This is a genomic window from Pedobacter miscanthi (assembly GCF_032678605.1).
Taxonomy (GTDB): domain Bacteria; phylum Bacteroidota; class Bacteroidia; order Sphingobacteriales; family Sphingobacteriaceae; genus Pedobacter; species Pedobacter miscanthi_A.
Genome location: NZ_JAVTSU010000013.1, coordinates 45,501 through 65,884, shown reverse-complemented (window position 1 = coordinate 65,884; position 20,384 = coordinate 45,501). Strand labels below are relative to the sequence as shown.

Below are 20,384 nucleotides of genomic sequence, written 5' to 3'. Positions count from 1 at the left end.
TTTATTTTTTTTAAATTATTGTCAATAATGACGCTACCTAAATTAAACAATTTTTAACAGAGTTGTTTTTGAGAATTGTCAAATTGTGTTATTTAAAAACATTCTATGCAATTTTTACACCAAACAGAAAGGCTATCTGGTAAAACCGGATAGCCCCTTTATATCAACAAATGATAGGTTTAATTGTTCTTATTGTTTTGTAGAAATAGGGGTAAATTTTGTTAAATTAATACCTTCTACCGCTACTTTGTATTCTTCTATATTTGGAATACGACCTAAGATGGCAGAAAGTACCACTACAGGTGTAGATGCCAGTAAAGATTCACCTTTTTTACCATCTTTATCTTCTACCACACGGCCCTGGAATAAACGGGTTGATGTAGCCATTACAGTGTCGCCTTTAGCCGCTTTCTCCTGGTTACCCATACAAAGGTTACAACCCGGGCGCTCTAAATACATAATATTTTCGTACTCCGTACGTGCAGAACTTTTAGGTAACGCATCGCTGAATTCAAATCCGGAGTATTTCTGTAAATATTCCCAGTCGCCTTCTGCTTTTAACTCATCAATGATATTGTAAGTAGGAGCCGCAACTACCAGTGGAGCCTTAAACTCTACTTTACCCGTTTGCGTTTCTATGTTTCTCAACATTTGAGATACAATTTTCAGGTCATCTTTATGCACCATACAAGAACCTACGAAACCAAGGTCTACTTTTTTATCACCACCGTAATAAGTTAAATCTCTGATGGTATCGTGTGTATAACGTTTAGAAACGTCTACATTGTTCACATCTGGATCAGCAATCATTGGTTCCTGGATCAGATCAAGATCAATTATAACTTCAGCATAATATTTGGCATTATCATCTGGCATTAAAGCTGGTTTGATACCCGTTTTAATCTCTTCGATACGTTTATTTGCTTTATTGATTAAGCCTTGTAAAACCTGGTTATGGTTGTCCATACCTTTGGTTATCATGATTTGAATGCGGTTTTTAGCGATTTCTAAAGACTGGATCAAAGTATCGTCCTGCGAAATACAGATCGATGCTTTTGCTTTCATTTCTGCGGTCCAGTCTGTAAAAGTAAAAGCCTGATCAGCTAATAAAGTACCGATGTGTACCTCGATGATACGACCCTGGAATACGTTTTCGCCATCAAACTGTTGCAACATCTGCAATTGTGTTGCATGAACCACATCACGGAAATCCATGTGTTGTTTCATCTCACCTTTGAAGGTTACTTTTACTGATTCAGGAATTGGCATAGAAGCCTCACCGGTTGCCAGTGCTAAGGCTACCGTACCAGAATCTGCACCGAAAGCCACACCTTTAGACATACGCGTGTGTGAGTCGCCACCAATAATAATTGCCCACTCATCAATCGTGATGTCGTTCAATACTTTGTGGATAACGTCCGTCATTGCATGATATTCACCTTTAGGGTCGCGGGCAGTAATCACACCAAACTCATTCATAAACTTCATCAGTTTAGGGATGTTTGCCTGGGCTTTTTTATCCCAAACAGATGCCGTGTGGCAACCTGATTGATAAGCACCATCAACAATCGGAGAAATCACTGTAGCGGCCATGGCTTCTAATTCCTGGGCCGTCATTAAACCTGTAGTATCCTGAGAGCCTACAATATTTACTTCTACACGAACGTCAGATCCAGCGTGTAAAACCTTACCTGCTGTTAAACCTACTGCATTCCTGTTAAAGATTTTTTCAACAGCAGTTAAACCTTGTCCTTCGATCGATACCTCTTTCGCCGGGGCAAACACTAATGGAGCTTCGATACCTAGGGTTTTAGCCGCAAAAGTTTGAATTTTTTTACCAAATACGATGGCATATGAGCCACCTGCCTTGATAAATTCTACTTTTTGTGGTGTTAAAGCTTTTGAAATATCAATTAGCTCCTGATCACCATTGTATAATTTTTTGGTTTTTGTATTGATTGTTAAAACAGTACCTGTTTCAATAGTATAAACCTGCTCTAAAATTGGCTCATCGTTTTCGTTACGAAGCACATTGCCATTTTCATCAGTTTTCTTCACCCAGTTTTTAAGGTCGATACCAATACCGCCTGTAACATCAACAGTGGTTAAGAAAATTGGCGAAATACCATTAGTACCACCAACAATTGGAGCGATGTTTACAAATGGAACGTACGGGCTCGAGCGTTTACCCGTCCAAAGGGCTACATTGTTTACGCCCGACATACGTGAAGAACCTACACCCATCGTGCCTTTTTCAGCCACCAACATTACACTTTTATCAGGATGTAATGCCTGTAATGCCTGGATTTCCTCCTGGGCCTCCGGCGTAATCATACATTTACCATGCAATTCACGATCAGAACGGGAGTGCGCCTGGTTACCTGGCGATAATAAATCGGTAGAAATATCACCAATACCAGCAATAAACGTAACCACTTTAATTTCTTCGGCAATGGCAGGTAATTCTGTAAAAAATTCAGCCCTGGCATAACTTTCCAATATTTCTCTGGCAATATCATTACCATTGTTGTAAGTTTCTTTTAAACGATCGGTATCTGCATCGTACAAGAAAACCTGTGTTTTAAGTACATTGGCGGCTTTATGGGCTTTGTCACCATTATCAGCCAAAGCGATATCCAATAGCACTTTAATAGAAGGTCCACCCTTCATGTGCGATAACAATTCGAAAGCAAAATCAGGTGTGATTTCTGCAACTGTAGTTCCGCCTAAAATAATTTCTTTTAAAAATTCGGCTTTTACACCTGCTGCTGCGGTAGTACCGGGCAAGATGTTGTATATGAAAAAATTAACAGCATCTGCTCTGTTAAAATTATTTACATTTTTGATCTGATCAATGATTTCACTTAATAATTCGGCTCCATCAATCGGCTTAGGGTGAAGACCCTGGGTTTTCCTGTCTTCAATCTCCTGGATATAATCGTTATAAATACTCATCTTGGATATTTTATTCTTTTTGCTTTAAGATGGCGCAATAAAAGCACAATACTTTTCATCAAAAGAATACTGTTATTTACGTTTTAATTTGTGGTTTTTAAGCATAAAAACTCAGTTTTTATGCTTAAAGCAAAAATAACAAAAAGCAATCTTTAAATGTAATTTAAGCAGGCGATTAAGTAATTTGGAATTATTCTAAACAACAGTTAAAGGTTTAAATGGTAGGCTTTAAAAGTATATAAAATATGAAAAAACAGAATGTGTATTGATGATTTTAATCCCCTGGTATTTCCGAAAGATGGATTGCTTATCAGGGAAAGCTGAAAGATTAATCCAACATTATAATTAAGCATGAAAATTTCTGAGCATTCCATAAGCGTTCATTAACGGACAGGTTTGTACGATTTTGAACAGTTATTTATTTTTTATCATAATAACTACTTGTTAATCAGTTGTTTCTTTTGGATTAAAGGCCTTGGCACAAGATTAGCTTAAGGCTAAAGCGTTGAAAAAGTGAAACCTTTATCGCTAAAATAGGCTAATACTTTTGGGAGTGCATAAGATAAACGATCAAATGCTTTTAAACTATCGTGAAAAACAATTATAGAACCATTTTCTGTATGTTTAATTACGTTTTGATAACATTTTTCGGGAGCAAGATTGATGTCGAAATCGCCGCTGAGCACATCCCACATCACAATGTTAAGCTGGGAGCTGGGAGCTGGGAGCTGGGAGTTGTTTGGCGCTTTAGACTCCGAACTCCAAACTAACGACTCCAAACTTCTGATCTGGCTCTTCTTAATCCTTCCGTAAGGTGGGCGAAAAAGATTGGTTTGTGTGAGTTTCTGGCATTTTAGTGTATTTTCGAGATAGGTTTCATTATCAGTTTTCCATCCTTTTAAATGGTTAAAAGTATGGTTGCCGATAGCATGACCGTCGTTTTTTACACGTTCAAAAACATCGGGGTGTTTTACAATATTATCGCCAATGCAAAAAAATGTAGCTTTTGCATTAAAGACTTTCAAAGTTTTTAATACAAAATCTGTAACATTGGGTATGGGTCCATCGTCAAAGGTCAAATAAATAACTTTTTCGGTGCGGGATTTATTCCATAACAGTGATGGATAATACCATTTTAGCAGAAGCGGTGATTTGATCAGGTACATTTAGACTCAAAGTTAGTAAATGCCTGTACAGATTGAAATTATTAAAGTTGTTTATATAGATTTGAAACAAATTATGAAGATGTTTACCAAGAATAAGTTAATTACCGGATCTGCGTTATTAGTGGCATTAAGTTTTAGTCAGCAAATTAAGGCTCAAGAAGTGATCAGCATTCAGCAGGCTGTAGAAAATACCTTGAAAAACAATTTAAACATCAAACAAGCTGCTTTTGGGGCTGCTTTGAGTGAAGAAAATGTACGTCAGTCTAAAAATGCGCTTTTACCTACATTAAGTGGTGGTATCGATCAATCTCTGAGGTGGGGAAGGAGCCAGGTAACATCAGGTTTATTTCTAAACACTCAAAACTATAGTGTAAGCCCAAGTTTATCGGCTAATGTGCTGGTATTTGGAGGCGGTGCTCAGCTTAATCAGATCAGGCAGAATAAGTTGTTGTTAGCTGCAGATCAAACCAATGTAGAAAAGGTGAAAAATGATCTTATTTTACAAGTGGTAACGGCTTATTTGCAGGTTTTAAATAACGAAGATCAGGTTAAAGCTACCAAACAACAATTAGATGTAGCCAACTCTACCTTAAAAAGAGAACAGGCACTTTTAGATGTTGGTAACAAAACTTTAGCCGATATTTCGCAGGCCAAATCGCAGGCTGCAACCGCCGAACTTAATTTAACCAATGCACAAAACCAGTTAACCATATCTTATCTAACTTTAGGCCAGTTGATGGAAATCCAGCCACCAATGACGTTTAAGGTGCAGCCACCATTGGTTAACGAATTAAATAATATCCAGAGCAATTATGTACCTAACGATATTTATAACCAGGCTTTAAATACCTTTCCCGATATCAAATTGGCAAATTTGAATACAAAAGCAGCAGAAAAAGCAATTGATATTGCCAAAGGAAGTTATTATCCAAGAATTACATTTGGAGGAGGCTTAGGCTCTTTCTATCAATACCAGTTTAGCTTACCTGGGAACAATCCTTTTTTTACTCAGTTATCTGATAACTTCGCCCAATCAGTTAATATGGGTATTTCAATTCCGATTTTTAATGGTTTTACAACACGTTCGTCGGTTAGAAAAGCAAAAATTGTCTGGATGCAGCGTAAAACTGATGAGCAGATTTCAAAAAATAACCTGATTAAAGTAATTAACCAGGCAGTAGCCGATCTTGGAGCCGCACAAAGCCGTTATTCTTCTACCCAAAATGCTTTTCAGGCCCAGAAAGATGCTTTTTATGTAATCGATCAACGTTATAATGTGGGGTTGGTAAACTCATTAGATTATAGCACTGCACAAACCAATAGAAACAAAGCCGAAATAGATTTTATCTTAGCGAAATACGATTTACTGTTCCGTGCCAAGGTAATCGATTATTACTTAGGTAAACAGATTGTTTTTTAAGGCTAAAACTGAAAGCAAAGTATAACATTAAAACCTTTCAACTTTACAACCTTACAAATTTTTAATACAAACAAACGAAATACAATACATAAATTATGAAACTGAAGCATATTATTATCACCGTAGTTGCTATCGTAGCCCTTCTGGTTATACTAAAACTGACCGGAGTGATCGGTGGAGACAAAACCGAAAAAGTGACTACAGAAAAAGCATCAGATAAAACTGTTGTAGAAACCGTTACTGCGAGTGGTAAAATCCAGCCAGAAACTGAGGTTAAATTAAGTTCGGAAGTATCTGGAGAGGTAGTAGAATTAAAGGTAAAGGAAGGTGACATTGTTAAGGCTGGTCAATTGCTTTGTAAAGTACGTCCGGATGTATTACAATCAGGCTATGAAAGAACAGTGGCAAGTTTTAACGCTCAAAAAGCCAGCGTAGCTGCCGCGCAACAACAACTTGTACAAAACCAGGCTAATTTTGTAAACGCTGAAGCTACCTATAAACGTAATGTGGAGCTTTTTAATAAAAAAGTAATATCAGTTTCAGAGTTTGATTCGGCCAAAGCGGCTTATTTAACAGCTAAAGCAAACTTGGCTAGCGCAAAAGAAAATGTTACCGGTGCTAAATTTACTTTAGAACAAACCGGCGCAAACGTAAAAGAAGCTGGTGCAAACTTAGCTAAAACTACTATTTATGCTCCGGTTGATGGGGTAGTTTCCAAACTATCAATCGAGTTGGGCGACCGTATTCTTGGAACTTCGCAAATGGCTGGTACCGAAATTATGCGTATCTCTAACCTGTCATCAATGGAAGTTAATGTTGATGTAAATGAAAATGACATTACCCGCGTTAAAGTTGGCGATAAAGCTTCAATCGAAGTAGATGCTTTCTCAGATAAAAAATTTAGAGGGGTAGTAACCGAAATTGCAAGTTCATCAACAGCTGTTGGTACTGCAGTATCTACTTCGGTAGATCAGGTAACCAATTTCTCCGTAAAAATCAGGATTACTGAAGAGTTGGCTGGTAAACAACAATCTATTTTCCGTCCGGGTATGTCGGCAACGGTTGATATTGAAAGTGAATCGTTAACAGGTTTAGCTATCCCGATCCAGGCGGTATTTACCGATAACGGGAAATCTGGCGAAAACCAGGGCAACCAGGAAAACACCGATAAGCAAAAATCTAAGCTGGCCGATAAAAAGGTGAAGCAATATATTTATGCTTACGATGCTAAAACTAAAAAAGTTAAAAAGACAGAGGTAACTACAGGTATTCAGAACGATCAGTTCATTATTGTAAAATCTGGAGTGAAAGCAGGTCAGGAAATCGTAACCGGTCCATATTCTGCCATCCAGAACAAGTTGAAAGATGGAATGATCGTAGAAAAAACCGCTAAAGACCAATTGTTTAGCAAAGACGGTAAGAAGTAGTTTATAATTACCCGCAAGAAATAGTAACTTGCGTTGTTTAAGGTGTATTCCTAAGATTTAGGGTGTAAGGTTTAAGGTATAGGGCAGAGTAGTCTTAAACCTTAAGCCTTACACCTTTTGCCTTATGCCTATAAAAGGCTTTACACCTTTTACCTTAAACCTTTTTTAATCATGGTACCTAAAATAGCAATGATAGGGGGCGGTAGCTGGGCGACTGCCATTGTAAAAATGCTTGCGGATAATTTATCTGAAAAGGAAATTTTTTGGTGGATGCGCAATGAAAGTGCCATCGAGCACATCAAAAAATTTAAGCATAACCCTAATTATATCAGTTCTGTTGAGATTAAACTTAATGAGGATGATCATATTTCATCTGATATTAGTTCCATTATCAAATCGGCTGATTTTGTAATTTTAAACGTTCCTGCTGCATTTTTAAAAACTACCCTATCTTCTATCACTCCTGAAGATTTAAAAGGTAAAAAAATAGTTTCTGCCATAAAAGGTATTGTGCCCGAAGATAATTTGATTATCGGTGAGTTTATGCACGAAAAGTATGGTATTCCGTACCACGATATTTTAGTGGTGAGTGGCCCCTGCCATGCCGAAGAGGTTGCTTTAGAAAAACTTTCCTATTTAACCATTGCCTGTACCAATATAGAGCAGGCATCAACATTTGCCTCATTTTTAAATACCCGTTATATTAAAACAAACGTATCAGACGATATTTTCGGTACAGAATACGCTGCTGTTTTAAAAAATATATATGCAGTTGCAAGTGGTATCTGTCACGGCATAGGTTATGGTGATAACTTTCAGGCCGTATTAATCAGCAACGCCATCCGGGAGATTAAACGTTTTGTAGATGCTGTTCACCCGATTGAAAGGGATATTAAGGAATCTGCATATCTTGGTGATCTGCTGGTTACTGCTTATTCGCAATTTAGCCGCAACCGTACTTTTGGCAATATGGTAGGGAAGGGTTACACGGTAAAATCGGCCCAGCTCGAAATGAATATGATTGCCGAAGGTTATTATGCGGTAAAATGCATGCACATTAAAAATCAGGCCTATCATGTAGATATGCCTATTTGTAAAGCGGTATATAACATTATTTACGAAAATCGTTCACCACGCATCGAAATGAAATTACTGGCCGAGAAATTAAATTAAAATATTTATATCTTATTTTCTTTTATTTAGAGAATCTGCTAAATATGTCAACCCTGAGCGTATTCGAAGGGCATTTCTTAATTTACCAGGCGCTAAAGTCTTCGATTACGTTCAGACTGACAATCACAGAATTGTATTGTCGTGATTTGTATGTTTTCCTTGCACTAATTAACTGTGTAGCCCCGGGCGAAGCGGCATCCCTGGAGCGCAGCGAAAGGATACAGCGGAGCACGGGAACAAACTTATATAGTTTCACTGGTTTTGCGCTTCAAAAACAGGGTTTTAAGGTTTTTGGAAAGCAGGCTTATTGCTTTTCGGTTACAGCAGCCCTTCTTTCCGCTTTTATCTTTTTGTGAGGGTTAGTAGCATGTTTTTGTGGTGGTTCAACAAAAAGGATAACCGCTTTAATAAGGTTTATTTAACAGAAAGTTGTTCTAGAAACATATTAGTTGCCTTGCATAATATTAGGCGGGCTGTTTTACTTGTAGTGCCGTTAAATTTAGCCCCGGGCGAAGCGGCATCCCTGGAGCGCAGCGAAAGGATACAGCGGAGCACGGGAACAAACTCATATAATTGCACTGGTTTTGCGCTTCAAAAACAGGGTTTTAAGGTTTTTGGAAAGCAGGCTTATTGCTTTTCGTTTACAGCAGCCCTTCTTTCCGCTTTTATCTTTTTGTGAGGGTTAGTAGCATGTTTTTGGTGTGGTTCAACAAAAAGGATAACCGCTTCAATAAGGTTTATTTAACACAAGGTAGTGCAGGAAACAAATTAGTGTAACAGAAATAAAACAAATCTAAAGATCAGCTGTTATTATCAAAACAAAATATAGCTGTCATGAAAAAGAAATTAGTAATGGGTTTATTAACACTTGCCTTATTTGGTGGTGCAGCCCTAAATGTAAATGCTCAGGAAAAAAAGAAAACCGAAGTTGGTAAAGCATTAGACCATACCGGTAAAGCAATTGGTAAAGGCGCCAAATCGGTAGGTAATAAAACGGCAGAAGTAGCAGTAAAAGGAAGTTCGAAAGTTGCAGATAAAACCTGGAAAGGTAAAATGGCACCAGATGGAACGGATGTTTACATCAATGCAAAAAATGAAAAATATTATGTAAACGCTAAAGGAGCTAAAATCTGGTTAAAACCTAGTCAGATTAAAGACAGACCAGCACCTAAAAAATAATTAAAAAAAAGGCTGCCTCATTTACTTTGAGACAGCCTCTTAATATTTTGTGTGTTTTTTTCTAAACAATCGTTCCGTACAAATCGAAATCTTCTGCCCGGTCTATTTTTACCTGAACAAAACTTCCGTTTGCAGCGTAACCTGTTGCCGCGTCGATCAAAACTTCATTATCCACCTCTGGAGAGTCAAATTCAGTTCTTCCTACAAAGAAATCACCTTCTTTTTTATCAATCAGCACTTTAAAGGTTTTACCTACTTTTTCCTGGTTAATATCGAATGAAATACCCTGTTGAATTTCCATAATATCATCCACACGCTGTTGTTTTACTTCATCAGGTATATCATCAACCAAAGTATGTGCGTGTGTTTTTTCCTCGTGCGAATAGGTAAAACAACCTAAACGATCGAATTTGGTTTCGGCAACCCACTCTTTCATTTCTTCGAAATCGTGCTCTGTTTCGCCAGGGTAACCGCAGATCAATGTGGTACGCATCGCAATATTCGGTACCTTATCGCGGATCTGGTTTACTAAATCAATGGTTTTTTGTTTGGTGGTACCACGGCGCATCGATTTAAGCATGTTATCTGTAATGTGCTGCAATGGCATATCCAGATACTTGCAAATATTATCGCGCTCATTCATGGCATCTAAAATTTCCATAGGGAAACCGGAAGGGTAGGCGTATTGCAAACGAATCCATTCGATGCCGGGAACGTCTGATATGCGACGCATCAATTCATCTAACTTACGCACGCCATAAAGGTCCAATCCATAATACGTAAGGTCCTGTGCAATTAAAATCAGTTCTTTTGTGCCGTTTTTAGCTAAAATCTTTGCTTCGTTAACGAGTTCTTCCATTGGCTTGCTCATGTGTTTGCCGCGCATCAGCGGAATGGCACAAAAAGAGCATGGGCGGTTACAGCCTTCGGCAATTTTGAAATAAGCAAAATGAGAAGGGGTGGTTAATAAACGCTCGCCGATAAGTTCGTGTTTGTAATTTGCACCTAACTCATGTAATATATTCTGTAAATCGTTTGTGCCAAAAAAAGCATCAACGTTGGTAATTTCTGATTCTAATTCGGGTTTGTAACGCTCAGATAAGCAACCTGTAACCACTACTTTGCCAATTTTACCAGCCTCTTTAAGCTCGCTGAACTGGAGGATGGTATCAATTGATTCCTGTTTTGCATTATCGATAAAACCGCAGGTATTAATAACCACGATATCATCTTTGCCCATTTTATCAGATTCGTGCACAACGTTTAAATTGTTGCCACGTAACTGACCCATCAATACTTCCGAATCGTATATGTTTTTTGAACAACCTAATGTAATGACATTGATTTTAGGCTGTTTAACTGTGGTTTTTTTTATTGTTTTGGTATTCATGTTATGTATGATAGCACCGATAATAATGATTACACCGATTTGGGTGAGTACCGATGATATGTTTAGGCGGACAGTCGTTTTACTTCGCAGCTTGTGTTGCCAAAGTTAATCAATAATCCTGTTTTAATTTTGCTTGCTTTTAAGTATGATATAAGTTGACTTTGAAATAACTTAGGCTGGTATCCGGTGACTGATTTTAATTCAACAATTATTTTATTTTCAACCAAAAGATCACATCGAAATTTTCCTATGATTACGTTTTCGAATAAAACGCTAAATTCTTTTTCGGCAATATAATTTAAACCAGCTTGTTGAAGTTTAATTTTTAGCGCGTTTACGTAGATTTTCTCTAAAAAACCCGGACCTAATTGATTGTGAACTTCATAACAACAGCCTATTATGGTTTGCGTAAGTGTATCTTTTTCATACTCAATCATGTATAAATTTATACATAATCTGTGTAATCCTCAAATCGGTGTAATCACACACGAAGTGCTATTTAAACAAACTATTCACAAACTCTTTCTTGTCAAAAAGCTGTAAATCGCCTATTTTTTCTCCTACACCGATATATTTAACCGGAATCCTGAACTGGTCTGAAATGCCGATTACTACACCACCTTTTGCCGTCCCATCTAATTTGGTAATGGCTAATGCATTTACATCCGTTGCTTCGGTAAACTGTTTACACTGTTCAAAAGCATTTTGACCGGTAGAGGCATCCAATACCAACAAAATTTCGTGAGGGGCACCTGGAACAACCTTTTGCATTACCTGTTTAATTTTGCCAAGCTCGTTCATCAAACCGACTTTGTTGTGCAAACGTCCGGCGGTATCGATAATCACTACATCTTCGCCACTTGCAACGGCCGATTGTAGGGTATCAAAGGCAACCGAAGCAGGATCAGAGCCCATAGCCTGCGCTACTACCCTTACTCCAACACGTTCGCCCCAAAGTTTAATCTGATCAACAGCTGCAGCCCTAAAAGTATCGGCAGCACCTAAAACAACTTTAAGTCCTGATTCTTTTAGTTTATGCGCCAGTTTTCCGATGGTGGTAGTTTTACCCACGCCGTTTACACCAACCACCATAATCACATAAGGTTTATGGTCGCCGTATTCGAACTGACGGAAATCGTTACTGTTATTTTCTGATAACAACAGCTGTATCTCGTCACGGAGGATAAAGTTTAGCTCAGAGGTGTTGAGGTATTTATCTTTAGCAACGCGCTCTTCAATACGTTTGATAATTTTTAAGGTGGTACTTACGCCCACATCAGAAGTAACCAAAACTTCTTCCAGATTATCGAGGACTTCATCATCAACAGAAGATTTTCCTGCAACGGCCTTGGTAATTTTGTTGAAAAAACCATCTTTGGTTTTCTCTAAACCTTTATCCAATGCTTCCTGAGCTTCAGGTGCAGTTTCTTTCTTTTTGAAAAAATCGAATAAACCCATTAGTTATTAATTATGTTTTTTAAAAAATCGGTAGGTGTTTGTAATCCGAATTTGGATTCGTGTGCGCTAAAATTCAGTAAGTTATTAAGGGATTTCTACCTGTTCTTTTTGGGAAATAAATTGTTCTGATTTAACTAAAATAATGACTTCAACTTCTTTATTTTTTACATCAAATCCGTCAGGAACAGCAATAGTTCCATTTTCAGAAACTTTTGCCTTAAACTTATACGCTTCCATGGTTATGCTTTTTATCAAAGATAATCAATTATTTCCTACCGTAAATTTCACTAACAAAAAAAGCCCTTCCGGTTAAAACGGAACGGCCTTTAATATTTTTATGTAAAAATATTAACCTTATTTAGATGCGATAGCATCTTTTACGTGGTCGTTGTGTACGATAAGTTCTTTGAATGAGTAAGCACCAGTTTTAGGTGATTTTACCATTGTAATTACTTTCGAATATTCTTTACCTGTACCTGTTTTAAGGGTTGCAACTACTTTCTTTGCCATGTTCTTATAAAATTTTAATGATTGAATGATAGATTGATAGAATGGAGGATGTTATCCCCTAAACCTTCTACCTTTACATCCTCAATCTTATTTAATCTCTTTATGTACGGTTACTTTTCTCAATACTGGATTGAATTTTTTCAATTCTAATCTCTCAGTAGTGTTTTTACGGTTTTTGGTAGAAATATATCTAGACATACCTGGCATGCCACTTTCTTTATGTTCAGTACATTCTAAAATAACCTGAACTCTGTTACCTTTTTTTGCCATTTTATTATAAATTGAAAACTGTTAATCTCAACAGTTAATGTTTTTTACAAAAATCCTTTTTTTACGAAACGGTTAATTGCTTCGCTAATGCCCACTTTATTGATGGTTTTAATCGCTGAAGTAGAAACTTTCAACGTAATCCAACGGTTTTCTTCAGGAATATAAAATTTCTGAAGTTGTAGGTTTGGGTAAAATTTGCGTTTGGTTTTAACGTTTGAGTGAGAAACGTTGTTACCTACCATTGCTTTTTTTCCTGTTAAATCACAAACTCTTGACATGACTTGTAAATATAGTTGTTAATATCGTCCGCTTAATTTTTTTAAGAGTGTGCAAATATCTGAATAATAATTGTAAAAGACAATAGCCTAGCTAATTATTTTTTACAATTATTATCTACAAGGGGTAAAGGTTTGTGCATTGATTATTAAAGCCACCTATTAAATTCTTTAGATATTAAAAATAAATATTTCTTATCAAACGTTTGATATTCATTTTGATACGATTAGCCTATTTCTGCTAATTATTATTTATTTAAATTAGCCGCAACTAATCCAAAATATAAAACAGAGCAATGCAGATTACATCTTTTAAGCAGTACGAAGAAGATTATAAAAAAAGCGTAGAAAACCCGGAACAGTTTTGGGGCGAAGTAGCACAGAATTTTCAATGGCGTAAACCCTGGTTTAAGGTTTTATCGTGGAATTTTAATGAGCCTAATATTAAATGGTTCGAGGGCGCTAAACTTAATATTACCGAAAACTGTTTAGACCGTCATCTTGCTACCAATGGCGATAAACCCGCCATCATCTGGGAGCCGAATAACCCTGAGGAAGAAAGTGTTACCTATACTTATAAAATGTTGCATGAACGCGTTTGCCGTTTTGCTAATGTTTTAAAACGTAACGGTGCTAAAAAAGGCGACCGGATTTGTATTTATATGCCTATGGTGCCCGAACTGGCTATTGCAGTTTTGGCTTGTGCCCGGATTGGTGCCGTTCATTCGGTTATTTTTGGCGGGTTTTCAGCAAAATCAATCGCCGACCGCATTAATGATTCGCAATGTAAAGTGGTGATAACCGCCGATGGTTCTTACCGTGGTAATAAACAAATTCCGTTAAAAGATGTAATTGATGATGCATTAATTGGCTGTCCAACGGTTGAAAAATGTATCGTATTAACACATATCCGTACACCAGTTTCGATGTTGAAAGGCAGGGATGTTTGGTGGGAAGATGAGGTTAAACACGTAAACGATATCTGTGAGGCAGAAGAAATGGACGCAGAAGATATGCTGTTTATTCTTTATACTTCAGGGTCTACCGGGAAACCTAAAGGTGTAGTGCATACCTGTGGAGGCTATATGGTTTATGCAGGTTATACTTTTTCGAATGTATTTAACTATCAGCCGGGCGAAGTTTATTTCTGTACAGCCGATATCGGTTGGATTACCGGTCACTCTTATATTGTTTACGGACCGCTTTCGCAAGGGGCAACTTCTGTGCTGTTCGAAGGCATCCCTACTTACCCAACACCATCGCGTTTTTGGGATATTGTAGAAAAACACAAGGTAAATACGCTGTATACTGCTCCAACAGCTATCCGTTCATTAATGAGTTATGGCGAAGAACCGTTAAAGGGAAAAGATTTAAGCTCTATCCGTGTTTTAGGATCGGTAGGAGAGCCAATTAACGAGGAAGCATGGCATTGGTTCGATGAAAAAATCGGGCATGGTAAAGCGCCTATTGTTGATACCTGGTGGCAAACAGAAACCGGGGGGATTATGATTTCGCCAATTGCAACGGTAACCCCAACCAAACCCAGTTTTGCAACGCTGCCTTTACCAGGTATTCAGCCGATTTTGGTTGATGAAAATGGTAAGGAGATAGAAGGAAACGGGGTAATGGGAAATCTTTGCATTAAATTCCCATGGCCGGGGATGTTGCGCACCACTTATGGCGACCACGAACGTTGTAAACAAACCTATTTTTCTACTTACGAGAATTTATATTTCACCGGCGACGGTTGTTTGCGTGATGAAGATGGTTATTATCGAATTACTGGTCGCGTAGATGATGTGCTAAATGTTTCCGGACACAGGATTGGTACTGCTGAAGTAGAAAATGCCATTAACATGCATGCCGGTGTGGTAGAAAGTGCTGTTGTTGGTTATCCACATGATGTAAAAGGGCAGGGCATTTATGCTTTCGTCATTTATCCTGAAATGCATGGCGAAGCAGAATTATCGAAAAAAGATATTTTGCAAACGGTTACAAGAGTAATCGGTGCCATTGCCAAACCTGATAAAATATTGTTTGTTTCCGGCCTGCCAAAAACACGCTCTGGTAAAATTATGCGCCGGATTTTACGCAAGATTGCCGAAGGAGATACAGCGAATCTGGGCGATACTTCTACGCTATTGGATCCTGGTGTGGTTGAAGAAATTATTGAAGCAGCAAAGAAGCTTTAGTAGCATATAATATTTAACGAGAAAGCCTCCAGATGTAAATCGGGAGGCTTTTTTGTTTATAGGCAATTATGACTAGTAGCCTGGATTTTGAGTCAATTTTGTATTGGCATCAATTTCTCTTTGTGGTATTGGGAAAATTAATTTAGTTGAGTTCCATGGTAAGCTACCAATATTGGTTTGTGTTCTTTTTGAGTCGTGTAGCGAAAATCCTTCAAAAGCAAATTCAAGTTTTCTTTCGTTGAGAATATCTGTAAGTGTAGCTGTAGCGGTTGTTAAGCCAGCCCTGCTTCTAACGGTTGTTAAATCCTGAAGCGGCGTTACACCGCCAATTGGAGCTGCTGGTGCCAAACGGACATTACTTTCTGCCCTGATCAAATACATTTCGGCCAATCTGATTACCGGTACATTCCCAAATTGATTTCCGTACTTGGTAGTGAATATATCGTCATCGTCATAAAAGGCATTAATCCTGTCATCATCTGTGGAATAAGTCTCATCAATCCAATCTTGTGATATCACGGCATCTCCGCGGCCACCAAAAGTTGATGAACCATAAAACTCATTAAAACCGTTAAATCCGGTAAGCGTTGTTACTTGCACAGCAAAAACATCTTCAGTAGAATTGTCTCCAGGTCTTGCGGGCCTTCCACTTTCTGGCATTTTAGGGAAAGCAGCAAGGTATGTACCTGTTAGTTGATAATTTCCAGAAGCAATCACCCGGTTTGCGGCTGCCCCGGCCGCGCTGTAATTACCCATTTGTAAATAAAGTCTCGCTAGCATTGCAGCTGCTGCAGATTTAGTTGCGAAAAAACCATTAGTTGCCGGAAGTTTAGCTTCTGCATCTGTTAAATCGGTTATAGCCTGATTGTAAACGGCAGCTACAGTAGCCCTACTTACATAATTCGCCTCGCTAATGAGATTGGTTGGTGTTAAAACTATAGGTAAACCCAGATTTGTAGTTGGCGAACCATCATTATAGGATTTCCCGAATAATCTAACCAATTCGAAATATGCTGCACCCCGAATAAATTTGGCTTCTCCTTCAACTCTGGTTTTTTTGGTCGGTTCTACTTTATCAAGTGCAGCAATTACATTATTGGCGTCATTAATTGCGGTATACCCTGCAGCCCAAACATTATCAACAAAAACATTGGTTTTTAAAAGTGATTTGTTGATGGCTTGTGTTAACTCTTCGTAGGTGCCAAACCATTCAATGGCATCGGTATTTGCTAAGAAATCAGCAATTAAAAACGAACGGCCACCAAAGAAATTGCGGCTGCCGAGATCTGAGTATGCACCAACTAAGGCTCCTTCAACATCTTTTGAGGTGAGTAAAGCATTCTTTTGCTCAATGGTATCAACAGGATTTATTTCCAGTGCTTTCTTGCAGGATGATAAAGCCATCAAAAGCATGCAAGCAAATATGATATAATTTATATATGTCTTTTTCATTTTGATTCTTTTTTAATTATAGACCGATGTTAATACCAAATGAAATTACACGTGGTTGTGGTGCTGAGTAAAAATCTACTCCCTGATTAATATTTGTCGATTGATAATCGGCATTAACCTCTGGATCCCATCCCTTATATCCGGTTATAGTAAGCAGATTTTGAGCTGTAGCATATAACCTTAATTTGCTTAATTTAATTTTAGTTAATACTGAAGTTGGGAAAGTATAACCGAGTGTTAAGGTTTTTAATCTCAAATAAGAGCCGTCAGATAAATACCTTGTCGAGTTTCCAATACCATTACCCGCAAACAAACGTGGCTCTGGAACAGATGTAATATCACCCGGTTTGTCCCAATAGCTCATTTGATCTGTAGTTTGATTATCATAACCATTCGAACCGTTAGCGCTCATATATTGACCACCAGCATTAAAAATTTTATTGCCTTTCACACCTTGAAAAAATATACCTAAATCAAAATTTTGATAAGAGAAAGTATTGTTTAAACCAAAGGTAAACTTAGGATTAGGGTTTCCTGCAAATATTCTCTGTGCTTTATTGATATCTGTTGTGGTCGATCTATCAATATTCCCCGAGGCATCTGTGGTGTTTAGGTAATAAAGTGCATCTCCATTTGCCGGATTTACCCCAGCGTATTCTGGTATATAAAATACACCGATTGGTTGACCTGAAATGGCTGCGTTTATTTCATTACTATTCAAAATCTGTCCGCCTAAATTGGTAATCTTGTTGTTGTTAATTGCCCCCGTAATTGCAGTTGACCACTTGAAAGCACCTACAAAATTTTCGGTGTTAATACCCAATTCAAATCCGGTATTTTTTAATGAACCTAAATTTTGGGTTTTGATAGAGAAACCTGTTGTTTGGGGAATGGGAAGATCCAACAGTAAATCTGTGGTGTTTTTTTGGTAGAAATCAAAAACCCCTGTAATTCTGTTCTTTAAGATACCGAAGTCGAAACCAATATCGAGTTGTTTGGTTTTTTCCCAGGTTAGATCAGGATTGGCAATTCGAGAAGGAGTTGATCCTGGTAAGCCACCGTATGCACCTGTTCCGCTAAATAAACCACGGGCAGAGTAATTGCCTATTTCTGCATTACCTGTTAAGCCGTAACTTGCCCTTAATTTTAATAAACTGATGGTTTCACTTTCTTTTAAGAAATCTTCTTCCGAAGCAATCCAGGCCAATGATCCAGCCGGGAAATATCCATACCTGTTGTTGGTGCCAAAACGCGACGAACCATCTGCCCTTACGCTAAAGCCAACTAAATAACGTTCGTTAAATTTGTAATTGGCCCTGAAGAAATAGGATAAAAAACTAAATGCGCCTTCGTTGCTGGTTGCAATTACTTTTGTTGCCGCAGAACCTAGTTTAATATATGAATCGCTCGGGAAATCCTGTGCTTCTATAGTGCTGTATTTGGTGGTCGATTTTTGATAACTTGTACCCAAAATAACATCAAAAGCACTCTTGCCAATAGTTTTGTTGTAACTGAAAAAGTTATTGGTATTGGCGTTGATAACAAACGTTGAAATATTTTGTCCATATCCACTTGATGCACCCGTATTTCTGAATGTTAAAGAGCCATAATAACTTTCTTCGTTTTGATTTAAGTTATCGATAGAAAAATCAGTACTAAATTTTAAACCCTTTGCAATATTGATATTCGCAAAAGCTTTACCAATTGTTCTATAAACGGTTGCCTTGTAAAAGGCATTGTCCACACTAATAAATGGGTTATAGTAAACCGGATAGTTCGAAGCTGCTCCAGGCAAAGTTCCGCTGATTAAACCTGACCTTGGATCGATAAATGGAGTAATCGGCGAAAGTGCTACCGATTGTAGAGGACTTGAAAAAGCATTATCATTGGATAACCTGTTGTTAATGCTGTTTGAGAAATTTAGGTTAACACCTACCTCTAAAAAATCGGTTACTTTATTGGTCAGGTTTAATCTTCCACTATATCGTTTATAGCTGTTTCCAATCACAATTCCTTGCTGATCTAAGGCCTGGCCACCGATATAAAATTTAGTCTTGTCATTCCCTCCGGTCAAATTCAGATCATATTGCTGGGTAACTGGCTTATCCTGATAAGAAGCAGCTTCCCAGTTAGTATTTACTTTATAAGTTTGGTAATCATTATTGCCGGCCGAATACCGGTTTAAACGTGCCTCTACACTTTCACTATAATCATCAAGAGCTTCTTGTAAAGTTGTATATTCTCCAGCGAGAAAATCCTGGTTCGCCTGACCTTGCCCAGCTCTTCGCTCTAGTTGAACATATTGTTCGGCATTTAAAAAATCCCTATGGTTAGAGGGAGAACTTACTCCGCCTAATGCATTAAACTGGATAAGTGTTTTGCCAACCTTACCTTGTTTGGTTGTAATCAATACTACCCCATTAGAGGCCCTAGCTCCATATATGGCCGATGCAGAGGCATCTTTTAATACTTCAATGGATTCGATATCGTTCGTATTTAAATCCGCTAAAGCACTAGTTGGTGCAGTAGTACTGGAAAAATCGCCAGAAGTAATCGGAATTCCATCAACAATATAAAGTGGCTCGCTACCTGCTGTTACAGATGCCGCGCCCCTTACCCTCACGGTAATCCCCTGACCTAATTTTCCATTTTGTGCCGCAATCTGTACACCTGCTGCTTTTCCTTGTAAGGCCTGCTCAAAACTCGTTACAGGTAAGTTTTCCAGATCCTTCGATTTAACAGAGGCCACCGATCCCGTCACATCCCGTTTATTCTGTGTACCATAACCCACCACAATAACATCCGATAAGGTATTGTTTTCCTCGTCTAAACTGGTGTTAACAGTTTGCCCGGTAATGGGTACTTCTTTGGTTTTGTAACCGATAAAGCTAAAAACAAGTGTTTTGGCATCATCAGATACCGTTAATTTAAAAGCTCCGGTGGCGTCGCTCTGTGTGCCATTGGCTGGAGCGCCTTTTACAAATACGCTAACGCCCGGAATTGGTCCAGAGGCCGACGTTACCTTCCCGGTAATTACCTTGCCCTGCGCGAAAGCAAATGAAATTAAACCGAGGGATAAAATCATACTTAAGAGTAGTTTTTTCATCAAAATTTTAGGTTTAGTTAATAATGTTTAGTTTTTGTAGAAATATTACTATTAAGATAATCAAAAATTTATCTAAATCTTTGTAAAAGAGGTAGAAATGTGTTTAGTATTTGGTTTAGTGGATTGAAATCGAAACAAAAAAGCGGTTAAACTTGTTGAACAGGTATAGAAAACAGATTTTTATATTAAAAAAATACGAGCATGGATAAGTTAGAATTAAAAGGAAAGTGGAATGAAATAAAAGGAAAGGTTAAACAAGCTTACGCCGATTTAACTGATGATGATTTAAAGCACGAAGAGGGGCAAGACGATGAATTGTTGGGTAAACTTCAACAAAAAACCGGAAAAGGAAGAGAAGAGCTTGTGAAATGGATCAACTCACTATAACATCAATTCTATAAAAGAAACAGG

General features: G+C 37.9%; 17 protein-coding genes. 6 read left to right on the top strand and 11 right to left on the bottom strand.

Annotated elements, in window-relative coordinates; genetic code table 11:
- Nucleotides 1-189: 189 nt before the first annotated feature.
- Nucleotides 190-2,955, bottom strand: a complete 2,766-nt coding sequence (locus R2R28_RS19210; RefSeq protein ID WP_316827300.1) for a bifunctional aconitate hydratase 2/2-methylisocitrate dehydratase — start codon at nucleotides 2,953-2,955, stop codon at nucleotides 190-192.
- 497 nt (nucleotides 2,956-3,452) lie between these two features.
- Nucleotides 3,453-4,121, bottom strand: coding sequence for a polysaccharide deacetylase family protein (locus tag R2R28_RS19205; protein ID WP_316827299.1), 669 nt, complete (start codon nucleotides 4,119-4,121; stop codon nucleotides 3,453-3,455).
- A 79-nt stretch (nucleotides 4,122-4,200) separates the two neighbouring features.
- On the opposite strand from R2R28_RS19205, the gene R2R28_RS19200 reads away from it, so the two are divergent.
- The 4 genes from R2R28_RS19200 (at nucleotide 4,201) to R2R28_RS19185 (ending at nucleotide 9,320) form a co-directional block, all read left to right on the top strand.
- Nucleotides 4,201-5,541 carry a TolC family protein gene (locus tag R2R28_RS19200; protein ID WP_316827298.1) on the top strand — a complete coding sequence of 447 codons (1,341 nt, stop codon included), beginning with the start codon at nucleotides 4,201-4,203 and terminating at the stop codon, nucleotides 5,539-5,541.
- Between the two features lie 95 nt (nucleotides 5,542-5,636).
- On the top strand, nucleotides 5,637-6,968 hold the full coding sequence (locus tag R2R28_RS19195) for an efflux RND transporter periplasmic adaptor subunit (RefSeq protein ID WP_316827297.1): 1,332 nt from the start codon (nucleotides 5,637-5,639) through the stop codon (nucleotides 6,966-6,968).
- Between the two features lie 171 nt (nucleotides 6,969-7,139).
- The gene (locus R2R28_RS19190) at nucleotides 7,140-8,141 is read left to right on the top strand and encodes an NAD(P)H-dependent glycerol-3-phosphate dehydrogenase (RefSeq protein WP_316827296.1); all 1,002 of its coding nucleotides are present in this window, start codon (nucleotides 7,140-7,142) and stop codon (nucleotides 8,139-8,141) included.
- Between the two features lie 834 nt (nucleotides 8,142-8,975).
- Nucleotides 8,976-9,320, top strand: coding sequence for a hypothetical protein (locus R2R28_RS19185; protein WP_316827295.1), 345 nt, complete (start codon nucleotides 8,976-8,978; stop codon nucleotides 9,318-9,320).
- Between the two features lie 61 nt (nucleotides 9,321-9,381).
- Here R2R28_RS19185 and rimO read toward each other — a convergent pair whose 3' ends face one another.
- The 7 genes from rimO to rpmB all read right to left on the bottom strand — a co-directional run bounded on the left by rimO (nucleotide 9,382) and on the right by rpmB (nucleotide 13,226).
- Nucleotides 9,382-10,710, bottom strand: a complete 1,329-nt coding sequence (rimO, locus tag R2R28_RS19180; RefSeq protein WP_316827294.1) for a 30S ribosomal protein S12 methylthiotransferase RimO — start codon at nucleotides 10,708-10,710, stop codon at nucleotides 9,382-9,384.
- Between the two features lie 62 nt (nucleotides 10,711-10,772).
- On the bottom strand, nucleotides 10,773-11,147 hold the full coding sequence (locus R2R28_RS19175; RefSeq protein WP_316827293.1) for a GxxExxY protein: 375 nt from the start codon (nucleotides 11,145-11,147) through the stop codon (nucleotides 10,773-10,775).
- Between the two features lie 58 nt (nucleotides 11,148-11,205).
- Nucleotides 11,206-12,168, bottom strand: coding sequence for a signal recognition particle-docking protein FtsY (ftsY, locus tag R2R28_RS19170; RefSeq protein WP_187591622.1), 963 nt, complete (start codon nucleotides 12,166-12,168; stop codon nucleotides 11,206-11,208).
- Nucleotides 12,169-12,252: 84 nt separating this feature from the next.
- Nucleotides 12,253-12,405 carry a hypothetical protein gene (locus R2R28_RS19165; protein ID WP_316827292.1) on the bottom strand — a complete coding sequence of 51 codons (153 nt, stop codon included), beginning with the start codon at nucleotides 12,403-12,405 and terminating at the stop codon, nucleotides 12,253-12,255.
- Between the two features lie 117 nt (nucleotides 12,406-12,522).
- Complete coding sequence (locus tag R2R28_RS19160; protein WP_010599808.1) at nucleotides 12,523-12,678, bottom strand: DUF4295 domain-containing protein; 156 nt, start codon at nucleotides 12,676-12,678, stop codon at nucleotides 12,523-12,525.
- Between the two features lie 87 nt (nucleotides 12,679-12,765).
- Complete coding sequence (gene rpmG / locus R2R28_RS19155; RefSeq protein ID WP_010599807.1) at nucleotides 12,766-12,948, bottom strand: 50S ribosomal protein L33; 183 nt, start codon at nucleotides 12,946-12,948, stop codon at nucleotides 12,766-12,768.
- Nucleotides 12,949-12,992: 44 nt separating this feature from the next.
- A complete protein-coding gene (gene rpmB / locus R2R28_RS19150) occupies nucleotides 12,993-13,226 on the bottom strand; it encodes a 50S ribosomal protein L28 (RefSeq protein ID WP_025145121.1) in 234 nt (77 codons plus the stop codon).
- Between the two features lie 293 nt (nucleotides 13,227-13,519).
- Between rpmB and acs the strand changes: the two genes are divergently transcribed.
- A complete protein-coding gene (gene acs / locus R2R28_RS19145) occupies nucleotides 13,520-15,415 on the top strand; it encodes an acetate--CoA ligase (RefSeq protein WP_316827291.1) in 1,896 nt (631 codons plus the stop codon).
- Nucleotides 15,416-15,487: 72 nt separating this feature from the next.
- On the opposite strand, the gene R2R28_RS19140 is transcribed toward acs, so the two are convergent.
- Nucleotides 15,488-16,867 carry a RagB/SusD family nutrient uptake outer membrane protein gene (locus tag R2R28_RS19140; RefSeq protein WP_316827290.1) on the bottom strand — a complete coding sequence of 460 codons (1,380 nt, stop codon included), beginning with the start codon at nucleotides 16,865-16,867 and terminating at the stop codon, nucleotides 15,488-15,490.
- Between the two features lie 16 nt (nucleotides 16,868-16,883).
- On the bottom strand, nucleotides 16,884-19,973 hold the full coding sequence (locus tag R2R28_RS19135) for a TonB-dependent receptor (protein ID WP_316827289.1): 3,090 nt from the start codon (nucleotides 19,971-19,973) through the stop codon (nucleotides 16,884-16,886).
- A gap of 201 nt (nucleotides 19,974-20,174) precedes the next feature.
- Between R2R28_RS19135 and R2R28_RS19130 the strand changes: the two genes are divergently transcribed.
- A complete protein-coding gene (locus R2R28_RS19130; protein ID WP_025145117.1) occupies nucleotides 20,175-20,360 on the top strand; it encodes a CsbD family protein in 186 nt (61 codons plus the stop codon).
- Nucleotides 20,361-20,384: the final 24 nt, after the last annotated feature.